The sequence below is a fragment of the Micromonospora sp. WMMD710 genome (assembly GCF_029626045.1).
Taxonomy (GTDB): domain Bacteria; phylum Actinomycetota; class Actinomycetes; order Mycobacteriales; family Micromonosporaceae; genus Micromonospora.
Map to the genome: position 1 here is coordinate 4,080,855 of NZ_JARUBD010000001.1, position 11,724 is coordinate 4,092,578.

Below are 11,724 nucleotides of genomic sequence, written 5' to 3' on the forward strand. Positions count from 1 at the left end.
CCCCTACCGACAGGGCCGCGGCGATGCGGAATCCGTTGCTGAGACCGAAACAGCTCGCTGATTCCGTTGCCTCGGCCTCACAACGCCACTGATACCACTTGCCTCCGAGCCCCGGACTGTGCGATAACCGTTGGCAGAGCGGCCGGCCTCACCCCTTGGACCGGCCCGACGGACCGATGGGGCTGACATGGCCAACGCCACCGACCACCTCTGGATGCACTTCACCCGGATGGCGAGCTACTCCGCCGGCGAGGTGCCGACCATCGTGCGCGGCGAGGGCGCGTACGTGTGGGACGCGCAGGGTCGCCGCTACCTGGACGGGCTCGCCGGGCTCTTCGTCGTCAACGCCGGCCACGGCCGCACCGAGCTGGCCGAGGCCGCCGCCAAGCAGGCCGGCGAGCTGGCCTACTTCCCGCTGTGGTCGTACGCCCACCCGAAGGCCGTGGAGTTGGCCGAGAAGATCTCCACCCTCACCCCGGGCGACCTCAACCGGGTCTTCTTCACCACCGGTGGGTCCGAGGCCGTCGAGGCGGCGTGGAAGCTGGCCCGCGCCTACTTCAAGCGCACCGGTCAGCCCAACAAGTACAAGGTGATCAGCCGGTACATCGCCTACCACGGCACCTCGATGGGCGCCCTGTCGATCACCGGCCTGCCGGGCATCAAGAGCGACTTCGAGCCGCTGGTGCCGGGCGCGATCAAGGTACCGAACACCAACTTCTACCGGGCGCCCGAGCACGGTGACGACGCCGAGGCGTTCGGCCGCTGGGCCGCCGACGAGATCGGCCGGGCCATCGAGCGGGAGGGTCCGGACACGGTCGCGGCGGTCTTCCTGGAGCCGGTGCAGAACTCCGGCGGATGTTTCCCGCCCCCGCCCGGCTACTTCGTGCGGGTCCGGGAGATCTGCGACGCGTACGACGTGCTGCTCGTCTCCGACGAGGTGATCTGCTCGTGGGGTCGGCTCGGCGAGTACTTCGGCGCCGTGCGCTACGGCTACCAACCGGACATCATCACCACCGCGAAGGGCATCACCTCCGGGTACGCCCCGCTCGGCGCGATGATCGCCAGCGACCGGCTGATGGAGCCGTTCCTCACCGAGACCGGCATGTTCGCCCACGGGGTGACCTTCGGCGGGCACCCGGTCTCCTGCGCGGTGGCCCTGGCCAACCTGGAGGTCTTCGCCCGCGAGGACCTGGTCGGGCACGTACGCGCCAACGAGGACGCCTTCCGGTCCACCCTGGAGAAGCTGTACGACCTGCCGATCGTCGGCGACGTCCGGGGCGACGGCTACTTCTACGGCATCGAGCTGGTCAAGGACAAGACGACCCGGGAGACGTTCGACGAGGCCGAGTCGGAGCGGCTGCTGCGCGGATTCCTGTCCACCGCGCTGTTCCAGGCCGGGCTCTACTGCCGGGCCGACGACCGGGGCGACCCCGTCGTGCAGCTTGCCCCGCCGCTGATCGCCGAGCAGCAGCACTTCGACGAGATCGAGCAGATCCTGCGCACGGTGCTCACCGAGGCATGGGCGCGGCTCTGAGCGGCGCCGGTCGCTACCGGGACCTGTCGTACTGGCTGTCCACGACCGGGGCAGCGGGCTGGCGTGGGCGGGCGGCTACGTCGGGGACGGGGTGGGTTCCAGCAACCTCGCTGGCCGCACCCTGGCCGACCTGATCCGCGGCGAACGCACCGAGCTAACCACCCTGCCGTGGGTCAACCACCACTCCCCGCGCTGGGAACCCGAGCCGCTGCGCTGGCTGGCGGTCAACGCCGGACTACGGATCATGACCGGCGCCGACGCGGCGGAATCCCGAACCGACCGCCCCTCCCGACGGGCGGCAGCCTTCTCCCGCCTCCTCGGCCACTGATCGGATCAGTGGTTGGGAGGGATCACCCGGAGGTGGCCGCGCCGGCCGGTCTGGTGCGGGTTGTCGTGGGTCTGGTCGGGCTCCGGAGGGCGGGGAGCGGGACGGGCGGCCTCACGGACGGCTTCGGCCAACGCGACGAGGTCGTCGGTGGTGGGCGGTGGCGGCTCGAACTCACCCTCGTGCCGGACCACGTCCCAGCCGCGGGGGGCGGTGAGGCTGCGGGCGTGCGGCTCACACAGGTCGTATGTGTGCGGCTCGGCGAACGCGGCCAGCGGACCCACCACCGCCGTCGACTCGTTGTAGACATAGGTCAATGTGGCGACCGCTTGCCGGGGGCAGCCGTTACGGGAGCAGCGCCGTGGTGACCTCACGGCGGCAGGGTATCTCCATTACCGGGTCCGGCGCATCGCTTCGCGTTGCGACACGCCCGTCGCGGTGATCACAATTCACCGGTCCGGTCCGGTCCGGTACGCGCCGCGCCACGCGGGCGGCGCTGCCGCTGACCAGCCCGCAGCGGGGGCTACGCTTCCCTCATGACGAGTCCGGAACACCGCCGCCCCGGTTCCGGTCGCCGTGCGCACCGCGACCGGCACGGGCGTGGCCTGCGCGGACGGCTGGTGCCGGCCACCGTACCGCTGGCCCGCACGAAGGCGGAGGTCTTCGACGACCTGGTCCTGGACACCGTCGAAACGCTGGAGCGGCGGTTCGCCAAGGAGCTGGCCGGCGTCGAGTTCGCGGTCGAGGACGTCCCGCCGGACCTGAACGTCTACGACTCCGACGTGCTGGAGGACGGCGAGGTCCCGTTGGCCCGGCTGCTGCCCGGCCGCCCGGGCCGGCAGGAGGTGCCGCCGCGGATCGTGCTGTACCGGCGGCCTCTGGAGTTCCGGGCGATGGACCGTGAGGACCTCGCCGACCTCGTGCATGACGTGATCATCGAACAGGTGGCGAACCTGCTCGGGGTCGACCCCGACGAGCTGGCCTGAGCCGGGCAGCCCCCACCGCCCCGACTCGCACCGCTCAGGCGGCCCGCCGCTTCAACTTGCGCCGCTCCCGCTCCGAGAGCCCACCCCAGATGCCGAACCGCTCGTCGTGCCCGAGAGCGTATTCGAGGCATTCGGTCTTGACCTCGCAGCGCGAGCAGATTCGCTTCGCCTCACGGGTCGAGCCGCCCTTCTCGGGAAAAAACGCCTCGGGGTCGGTCTGCGAGCACAGCGCCCGCTCCTGCCACTCCGGCGCGTTTCCGAGCAGGTCGGCCACCTCAAGCTGGCCGTCCATCAAATGCCTCCTTGTCGCGCACCGGCGTCATCGCCGCTGCAACCCCCCACGCGAAAGGCGTGCTTGTCCGTCCGGTCCCGTTTTGTTGCGTTCCGTGCGAACAACCCCATTCAAATTACACGCGTGTAATGCGTGCGCCGTCAAGCCAAACTTGATAATGGAGTCGCCCTCCCGACACCCCCGGCCGACCACTCGGGTCGTCCAGCCTCGCAACCTGCCCTATCGATTCAGACCCCGGCCGAGTAACGCCCTCTCCGGCGAGTTGCCCGACTTTTCTGACGTGGCGCGCCTCCGACGAGTCGTCGCCATCACGGCGCCAGACACATCGGACGACCCCCACCCGTAAAGCTGATCTTGGTGGGGGACAGGTTAACGCGACGCGGCGCAGACCGCCCGTCGAGCCGAGGACGACGTTCGCGCCCCGTCCACGATGTGGACGGGGCGCGACGGTGGAACCAGCGCGGGGAGGTCAGCCTGCAGCACCAAAACCGCTGCTGGGCCACACGAACTCGGCTATCTCTCCACCATGGACAGAAACTGTGCCGACGGACGTGTCCTCGTCCCACCAGACGGTATAGATGCCGGCGGGCAGATCCGGATAGACCGCACTGTGGAACGAGCCGTCCCGCACCCGGCGCTCCCGCACCGCCGAGTGGACCCGCCGGTCACCACCCCGGCTGATCTCGATCTCCCGGCCGTGCAGATCCCGACCGGTGTAGAGGATCAACGCGCCGGTCTCGCCGCCCAGTTCCAGGACGACGCTCGCGGTCTCCGACGCCCCGTACGCGTGCTCGTGCATCCGCTGGTCCCAGCCCCGGTCAGGACGACGCCGGCGGGTTGTTGAACCCGTCGTACGGCGTACCCAGGTAGGGGAAGTTGCCGAGGAACGGGGCGGTCACGTCGGCGGCGCTCAACCCCGGCGTGACCGCGCCGGCCGCCGCGTCCGGACGGAACGTCTTGTCCACCAGCGGGACGGTCACCCCGGCGATCGCCCGCAACGCGATGCTGACCACGTCGTCGCCGACCCGTCGCCCGTTCGGGAAGCCGGCCAGGTCGCCGCCGAGCACCCCGAACCGGTCCGGCCGTTTGGTCGGCGGGATCGCGGTGTTCAGCCGCAGCATGTCGGCCTGCACGTCGCCGGTGGCGTTGGTGAAGCCGTCGATCAGGCCCGCGGGCACGCCGGTGAGCAGGATCGCCACCAGGTCGGCGCGGGCCTTCTTCGCCTTGTTGAGCTTGTCCAGGTTGGGAAAGACGTCCGGGTAGAGCGCCGGCAGCAGCGCCGCCAACTCGGGCCGCTCGACGAACTGCGCGAACCGCTTGTCCTCCGACGGCGGCAGCGAGTTCCACAGGTCCTTCTTGGACATCGGCACGATCACCTCGTTGAACAGCGGGTTGCCCAGCCGGGAGACCTGGGTGAACGGGCCGGTCGACGTGTCCGCCGCAACCCGGTCGCCGAGCACCCGGACCTGCCGGCGCGACGCGGACGTCCACACTCCGATGATCGAAGCCGAATCAGCCGCGCCGTACCGACTGGCGCGCCGACGTACCCGGTTCAGCGGCACCTGCACCGCGATGCTGTGCACGTTCATCCGGTCGGTGGCGTTGACCGGCTCCCCCTCGGCCTTGAAGATCTTCTTGCCGGCGACGTGCAACTGCTGGAACGGCCGCAGCGTGCCCAGATCGAAGATCGCACCCAGGTCGACGAAGAAGCCGTCCGCGCGCTGCCCCGCGAAGACCCGCTCCCCGGTGGAGAGCGAGTAGGTGGCCTGCCGGACCAGATCGGCGTACTTCGGGGTGGACAGCGGGCCGACGTTGCACGGCGGGCAGGGCAGCTTGTGCGCCAGCCGATGCTCCCGGCCATCGGCCACCCGGGTCAGGCTGTAGAACTGCCGCCGGTTCCAGTTCCTGCTGTCCAGCGAATCGATCGGGCCGGTGTTGTAGAGAAAACTGTTCGGGTTCGTGATCTCGGTGGTGAATTCGAAGCGGTAGGTGACATCCGGACTGCCGTCACCGTCGTTGTCGATATGGATCTCGTACCGCACGTCGTCGCCGAACTCGAAGAAGTTCGGCCCTCCGGAGGGGAGCTGCAACGGCACGTAGTTGGCGATCAGCGTCACCGTGTCGGGCTTGTCGGGGCTCACGAACGCGTACAGGTCGGAGCTGTCGGCGACCGGATCCTTGGCTATCTCCGGTGCCTCGCGGTGGGAAGACATGGCGGACCAACCTCACTGGGCGGGGACAGATGGTGGGAATGGAGCGTCGGGTCAGCGCCGAGCGGCACGCCGCAGCCGGTCCGCCAGCCCGCGGTCACGTACCTCGATCCGGGTCTCGCCGACGAAGACGTCCATCGTCCCGGAGGCCGCGTCGCGCAGGTGCACGACGATCGGCTCGTCGGCCCGGCCAGCCGCGCCCGGCGCGTTCTGGGCGGCCGACAGACCCGGCACGGTGAGCGCGGCGGCGCCGAGGGTGGCGCTGGCCGCAGCGGTCAACGTCTGCCGGCGGGTCAGTCGCGGCCAGGGCCGCTTCCGCTGATCACTGGTCATGCCGCGTGGTACGGGCGGCGGCGGGAAAAGGTTCGACCTCAGGGCCGAACGTGACCGTACGCGGTCGATCGCTTGCGCGCCGGACGTCCGGCGGCCTTCGCGATGGCCCGCAACTGCTCCTCGGTACGCGCCGAACCGTTACCGGAGCCGGCCATCCGGGAGATGGTCTCCTCCATCAGTGTGCCGCCCAGGTCGTTGCAGCCACCCTGGAGCATCGCCACCGTGCCCTCGTCGCCGAGCTTCACCCAGGAGCACTGGATGTTGTCGATCCGGCCGTGCAGCAGCAGCCGGGACATGGCGTGCACCACCCGGTTCTCCCGCCAGGTCGGCCCGGGGCGGGCGATGCCGGCCAGGTAGATCGGGGCGTTGGTGTGCACGAACGGCAGCGCCACGAACTCGGTGAACCCACCGGTACGGTCCTGCACGCCGGCCAGCACCCGGAAGTGCGCCAGCCACTGCCCGGGATGGTCGACGTGGCCGTACATCATCGTGGAGCTGGACCGGATGCCCAACTCGTGGGCCGTGCTGACGACATCGACCCAGGCGGCGGCCGGCAGTTTGCCCTTGGTCAGCACCCAGCGCACGTCGTCGTCGAGGATCTCCGCGGCGGTGCCCGGGATGGTGTCCAGCCCTGCCTCGCGCAGCTGCGTGAGCCACTCGCGAACCGGCACGCCCGCCTTCGCGGCGGCGGTGACGATCTCCATCGGGGAGAACGCGTGCACGTGCATCCCCGGCACCCGGGCCTTGATGGCGCGGACGATGTCGGCGTACCCGGTGACCGGCATCTTCGGGTCGATGCCACCCTGGAGGCACACCTCGCTGGCACCGGCCGCCCAGGCCTCCTCGGCCCGGTCGGCGACCTGCCCGACGGAGAGCCGGTAGGCGTCGGCGTCCCGCTCACGCTGGGCGAACGCGCAGAACCGGCACCCCACGTAGCAGACGTTGCTGAAGTTGATGTTGCGGTTCACCACGTAGGTGACGTCGTCGCCGACCGTGTCGCGGCGTACGTCGTCGGCGAGCCGGCACACCTCGTCGAGCGCCGGCCCGTCCGCCGCGAACAACGCCAGCGCCGCGTCGGTGTTGGCGGGGTCGAGCAGCGCCGCCGGATCGTCGGCGGCCAGCTTGAGCCCGGCCGCCAGGTCACGGTCCGCACCGCTGCGGGCCGGCACCGGGGGTACGCCGGCCCGGCGCGCGACCGCCTCGGGGGTGACCTTGCCGGCCACCTCGGACCAGTCGCCGTAGACGCTGTCGAAGTCGCCGCGCCGGTCGTCGGTGCGCCCGGTGGTGTCGATGGTGGCGTGCAGGTCGGTCCGCCCGCCGAACACCTCCTCCGGCTCCTGCCAGGGGCGACCCTGCGGCATGGCCGACTCCACGGCCATGCCGGTACTCGGGTCGGCCAACGCGTTGACGTGCGGCAACAGCCTCGGGTCGAGCCACGGGTCGCCGGCGCGCACGTACTCGGGATAGATGGTCAGCCGCTCCCGCAGCGTGAACCCGGCCAGCTCGGTGTGCCGGGCCAGTTCCTCGATCTGCGGCCACGGACGTTCCGGGTTGACGTGGTCCGGGGTGAGCGGCGAGACGCCGCCCCAGTCGTCGATGCCGGCACGCAGCAGCAGGTCGTACTCGCCGGCGATGAGGTTCGGCGGGGCCTGGATCCGGGCCTTCGGGCCGAGCAGCAGTCGGGCCACCGCCACCGTGGCGGCCAGGTCGTGCAGCTCCGCGTCGGGCATGCCGCGCATCGCCGTGTCCGGCTTGGCGCGAAAGTTCTGCACGATCACCTCCTGGAGGTGGCCGTACTCCCGGTGGGCGCGGCGGATCGCGAAGAGCGCGTCCACCCGCTCGGCCGGCGTCTCACCGATGCCGATGAGGATGCCGGTCGTGAACGGCACCCCGACCCGGCCCGCGTCCTCCAGGACCCGCAGCCGGACCGCCGGCTCCTTGTCCGGTGAGCCGTAGTGCGGGCCGCCCGGCTCGGACCAGAGCCGCGTCGCGGTGGTCTCCAGCATCATGCCCATGCTCGGCGCGACCGGCTTGAGCCGTTGCAGCTCCGACCAGGACAGCACCCCGGGGTTGAGGTGCGGCAACAGCCCCGTCTCCTCCAGCACGGCCACCGCGCAGGCGCGCAGGTAATCCAGTGTGGAGTCGTAGCCCCGTTCGTCCAGCCAGCTCCGGGCCGCCGGCCAGCGCTCCTCCGGCCGGTCACCCAGGGTGAACAGGGCTTCCTTGCAACCCTGCGCGGCCCCCTCGCGGGCGATGGCCAGCACCTCGTCACGGTCGAGGAACGGCGCCGGCAGCCGGTGCGGCACGGTGGCGAACGTGCAGTAGTGGCAGCGGTCCCGGCAGAGCCGGGTCAGCGGGATGAAAACCTTCTTCGAGTACGTGACCACGCCCGGCCGCCCGGCCTCGCGTAGGCCGGCGTCGCGGATCCCACCGGCCACCCGGAGCAGCTCGTCGAGCGCGTCACCGCGGGCGGAGAGCAGCGCGGTCGCCTCGTCGACGTCCAGTGCCCGACCGGTCGCGGCCCGGCCCAGTGCCCGCCGCACGGCAGCGTCGCTCGGGCCGGAGTGGGTGCGATCAACCATCCGCTCACCCTATGCGCCGCGCGTGCCCGCACCACCAGGCCCGGCCCGCAGCGTGGGAAACGGCACCCGCTCCTGCTCACCCCGCTGCGTCGGTGGGGGCAGGCACCCACGCGTCGCTCCTTTGCTCTGCTTCGACGGACGTAACACCGCACGTCCGATATCCGGACACCGGGTGTTGCCTCGGTTGAAGCAGAGCAAAGGAAGACCCGGACACCGCCGTACCCCTTGGGGGTGCGGCGGTGATCGAGAAGCTCTGCTGGCGCCGGCTCAGCGCGGCTGGTCGGGGTGCTCGCCCGGGTTGATGTGCTGGGTACGGTCGGCGTCCGTGTCCGCGGGGCGGCGGATCGCCTGGGTCGGGTCGGCGGACGTCGGGTCGCCGGGCGCCGGGGCAGCGGACTGACGCGGGATGGTCTGCGTCGGGTCGGCCGACGGCGGCTGCCCGAACGGCGGGGCGGCCGGGGGCGGCGGGGCGGACTGCGGGGCGGGATTCACCGGCGGCGCCGACTGCGGAGCGGCCGGGAACGGCGGCGCGGACTGCGGGAACGGCGGCGCGGACTGGGGGTGCGGCGGCGCCGACTGCGGGAACGTCGGCGACGGCTGGCCGTACTGGCCGGCGAACTGCCCCGGCGGGTAGCCGCCCGGCTGGCCGGCCTGCGGGTAGCCGCCCGGCTGGCCGGCCTGCGGGTAGCCGCCCGGCTGGCCGGCCTGCGGGTAGCCGCCCGGCTGGCCGGGAGCGGGCCACCCGCCCTGCGGCTGGCCACCGGGCTGACCCGGCCAACCACCCTGCTGCGGCCAGCCCGGCTGGGGCTGACCGTAGACGCCCGGCTGCGGCTTCGGCCTCGGCACGTAGTAGAGGGCGCGCCAGACGGTGTAGACCACCCAGGCGGCGACCGCGAAGATCACCAGCCAGGCGAAGCGGGTGAGGACGCCGAGCAGCGCGTCGAGCACCTCGGCCTTGGCCAGCCGGCCCACCGTCCAGATCAGCATGGTCAGCGTGCCGAACAGGGCGCTGACCGCGTACTCGCCGAGCGCCACCTGCGTGATCAGCTTGGCCTTCGGCAGCACCGGCGAGACGTGGGTGGCCAACAGCACGGCCAGCAGTGGCAGGACCACCGCCTCCACCCCGATGAACGCGAAGAAGGCACCGCCCGCGCGGTCGGTGAAGTCGCTGTAGTCGTTCGGAGCGATCAGCCGGAGCAGGCCCACGAAGAGGAACACGGCGTTGGCGCCGAGCAGGGCGAGCGCGCCCAGTTCGCGTAGTGGCTTGGTCAGCTGACGGGCCTGCGTCGCATCGGTGGACGCGGGCTCGGCGGGGCTGGTCACGAGCTCCCCCTCGGGGCGTGGACGGACAGGGCGCACGTGAGCCTAGTCTCCCCGGCCACCGGCGGACCGGAGGCGTCACGTGCGCGAGGATGGTCGACATGCGCATCGTGGTTCTGGCCGGCGGCATCGGCGGCGCCCGGTTCCTGCTCGGCGTCCGGGCGTACGCCCGCGAGGTCGGCGCCGAGGTGACCGCCGTCGTCAACGTCGGCGACGACCTGTGGCTGCACGGGTTGAAGATCTGTCCCGACCTGGACAGCGTCATGTACACCCTCGGCGGCGGCGCCGACCCCGAGCGGGGCTGGGGCCGGGTCGGGGAGAGCTGGACGGTCAAGACGGAGCTGGCCGCGTACGGGGCGGAGCCGACCTGGTTCGGCCTCGGCGACAAGGACATCGCCACCCACCTGGTCCGCAGCACCATGCTCAACGCCGGTTACCCACTCAGCACGGTCACCGAGGCGCTGTCGACCCGCTGGGAGCCGGGCGTACGCCTGCTGCCGGCCACCGACGACCGCCTGGAGACCCACGCGGTGGTCGAGGACGACCAGGGCCAGCGGGCGATCCACTTCCAGGAGTGGTGGGTGCGGTACCGGGCCGACATCCTGACCCACCGTTTCGTCTTCGTCGGCGCGGAGACGGCCAAGCCGGCGCCGGGGGTGCTGGACGCCATCGGTACGGCCGATCTGGTGCTGATCGCACCGAGCAACCCGGTGGTGAGCGTCGCGCCGGTGCTGGCCGTTCCGGGCCTGCGCGAAGCGGTGGCCGACGCGCCCGCGCCGGTGGTGGGTGTCTCGCCGATCATCGGTGGCGCGCCCGTCCGGGGGATGGCCGACCGTTGCCTGGCCGTGCTCGGTGTCGAGTGCAGCGCGGCGGGGGTGGGCCGGCTCTACGGCGGCAGGCCGGCCGGTGGCCTGCTGGACGGATGGCTGGTGGCCGAGGAGGACGCGGGCACGGTGGTGCCGGAGGTGACGGTCCGCGCGGTGCCGTTGCGGATGACCGACGAGGCGGCGACGGCGGCGATGGTCCGCGCCGCGGTGGAGTTGACGTGAGGCTGGAGATCCTGCCGGTGCTGGGCATCGGCCACGTGACCGAGGGGGACGACCTGGCGGCGTTGATCGCGACCGCCGCGCCCTGGCTGCACGACGGTGATGTGCTGGTGGTCACCAGCAAGATCGTGTCGAAGGCGGAGGGGCGGCTGGTCGACGTCCCGGCGGACGGTCCCGAGCGTCTCGCCGCCCGGGACGAGGTGCTGGCCGCCGAGACGGCGCGGGTCGTCGCCAGCCGGGGGCCGACCCGGATCGTGCAGACGCATCACGGCTTCGTGATGGCCTCCGCCGGCATCGACGCGTCGAACGTGGACAAGACGCGGCTGGTGTTGCTCCCGGTGGACCCGGACGCGTCGGCCCGCGCGCTGCGCGCCGCGCTGCGGGAGCACTACGGCCTGGACGTCGCCGTGATCATCACCGACACCATGGGTCGGCCCTGGCGCAACGGGCTCACCGACGTGGCGCTCGGGGTGGCGGGGATGCCGGCCATCCGCGACCACCGGGGCGAGGTCGACCCGTACGGTAACGAGCTGCAACTGACCCAGATGGCCGTGGTGGACGAGCTGGCCGGCGCCGGTGAGCTGATCAAGGGCAAGTGTGACCAGGTCCCGGTCGCGGTGGTCCGCGGATACCTGTCCGCCACCGGCCCGGACGACGGCGGTGGCGCGCGGGTGCTGGTCCGCGACGCCGCGCAGGACCTGTTCTCGCTCGGCACCGCCGAGGCCCGGTCGGCCGGCCTGACCGACGCCGTCACGTTGACCGACGGTCCCGGCCCGACGCCGGCCGATCCGGCGGCCACGCGACGGGCGATCGAGGCGGTTGCCGGCGTGGTCGCGCCCGGCACGGTCTTCACCCTGGTCGACGAATCGGAGGTACGCGCCGGCCTGATCGCCGACGTGCCCGGCTGGCCGGACAGCGCCACCGCCCTGGTGCTCGGCGCACCGCCGGCCCCGGTGGACCCGATGGACCTGGTCCGCTTCGGCGCCGACCTGCACCGCCTGCGCGTCGCCCTGGCCGCCGAGGGCATCGGGTCGACCCTGCTCCCCCCGCCCTCCGGCAGCACGGCGAGCGCCGCGCTCGCCCTGTGACCGCCGGG

At 71.9% G+C, this 11,724-nt stretch carries 11 protein-coding genes and 1 pseudogene; 5 read left to right on the forward strand and 7 right to left on the reverse strand.

Features of this window, described 5'->3' with window-relative positions:
- Positions 1-187: 187 nt before the first annotated feature.
- Positions 188-1,534 carry an aspartate aminotransferase family protein gene (locus O7620_RS18810; RefSeq protein ID WP_278124111.1) on the forward strand — a complete coding sequence of 449 codons (1,347 nt, stop codon included), beginning with the start codon at positions 188-190 and terminating at the stop codon, positions 1,532-1,534.
- A 43-nt stretch (positions 1,535-1,577) separates the two neighbouring features.
- A pseudogene (locus O7620_RS18815) lies at positions 1,578-1,862 on the forward strand (FAD-dependent oxidoreductase); the annotation flags it as partial.
- A gap of 5 nt (positions 1,863-1,867) precedes the next feature.
- On the opposite strand, the gene O7620_RS18820 reads toward O7620_RS18815, so the two are convergent.
- Complete coding sequence (locus O7620_RS18820) at positions 1,868-2,233, reverse strand: DUF3499 domain-containing protein (protein WP_151492597.1); 366 nt, start codon at positions 2,231-2,233, stop codon at positions 1,868-1,870.
- A gap of 162 nt (positions 2,234-2,395) precedes the next feature.
- Between O7620_RS18820 and O7620_RS18825 the strand changes: the two genes are divergently transcribed.
- Entirely contained in the window at positions 2,396-2,845 is a 450-nt protein-coding gene (locus tag O7620_RS18825; protein WP_074316962.1) for a metallopeptidase family protein, read from the forward strand.
- 34 nt (positions 2,846-2,879) lie between these two features.
- On the opposite strand, the gene O7620_RS18830 is transcribed toward O7620_RS18825, so the two are convergent.
- The 6 genes from O7620_RS18830 to O7620_RS18855 form a co-directional block, all read right to left on the reverse strand.
- On the reverse strand, positions 2,880-3,137 hold the full coding sequence (locus O7620_RS18830; protein ID WP_007455784.1) for a WhiB family transcriptional regulator: 258 nt from the start codon (positions 3,135-3,137) through the stop codon (positions 2,880-2,882).
- A 469-nt stretch (positions 3,138-3,606) separates the two neighbouring features.
- Positions 3,607-3,936 (reverse strand): phospholipase, encoded by a 330-nt coding sequence (locus O7620_RS18835; RefSeq protein WP_278124126.1) that lies wholly within the window; start codon positions 3,934-3,936, stop codon positions 3,607-3,609.
- Between the two features lie 19 nt (positions 3,937-3,955).
- Entirely contained in the window at positions 3,956-5,350 is a 1,395-nt protein-coding gene (locus tag O7620_RS18840; RefSeq protein ID WP_278124128.1) for a DUF4331 domain-containing protein, read from the reverse strand.
- 51 nt (positions 5,351-5,401) lie between these two features.
- Positions 5,402-5,680 carry a hypothetical protein gene (locus O7620_RS18845; protein WP_151492592.1) on the reverse strand — a complete coding sequence of 93 codons (279 nt, stop codon included), beginning with the start codon at positions 5,678-5,680 and terminating at the stop codon, positions 5,402-5,404.
- Between the two features lie 38 nt (positions 5,681-5,718).
- Complete coding sequence (locus tag O7620_RS18850; protein WP_151492590.1) at positions 5,719-8,262, reverse strand: bifunctional FO biosynthesis protein CofGH; 2,544 nt, start codon at positions 8,260-8,262, stop codon at positions 5,719-5,721.
- A 267-nt stretch (positions 8,263-8,529) separates the two neighbouring features.
- Positions 8,530-9,585 carry a hypothetical protein gene (locus tag O7620_RS18855; RefSeq protein ID WP_278124131.1) on the reverse strand — a complete coding sequence of 352 codons (1,056 nt, stop codon included), beginning with the start codon at positions 9,583-9,585 and terminating at the stop codon, positions 8,530-8,532.
- Positions 9,586-9,683: 98 nt separating this feature from the next.
- Here O7620_RS18855 and cofD point away from each other — a divergent pair, with 98 nt between their 5' ends.
- Together cofD and O7620_RS18865 are read left to right on the forward strand one after the other, a co-directional pair.
- Entirely contained in the window at positions 9,684-10,631 is a 948-nt protein-coding gene (cofD, locus tag O7620_RS18860; protein WP_278124132.1) for a 2-phospho-L-lactate transferase, read from the forward strand.
- Positions 10,628-11,716 carry a coenzyme F420-0:L-glutamate ligase gene (locus O7620_RS18865; protein WP_278124133.1) on the forward strand — a complete coding sequence of 363 codons (1,089 nt, stop codon included), beginning with the start codon at positions 10,628-10,630 and terminating at the stop codon, positions 11,714-11,716. The genes cofD and O7620_RS18865 overlap by 4 nt, the downstream gene beginning before the upstream one ends.
- Positions 11,717-11,724: the final 8 nt, after the last annotated feature.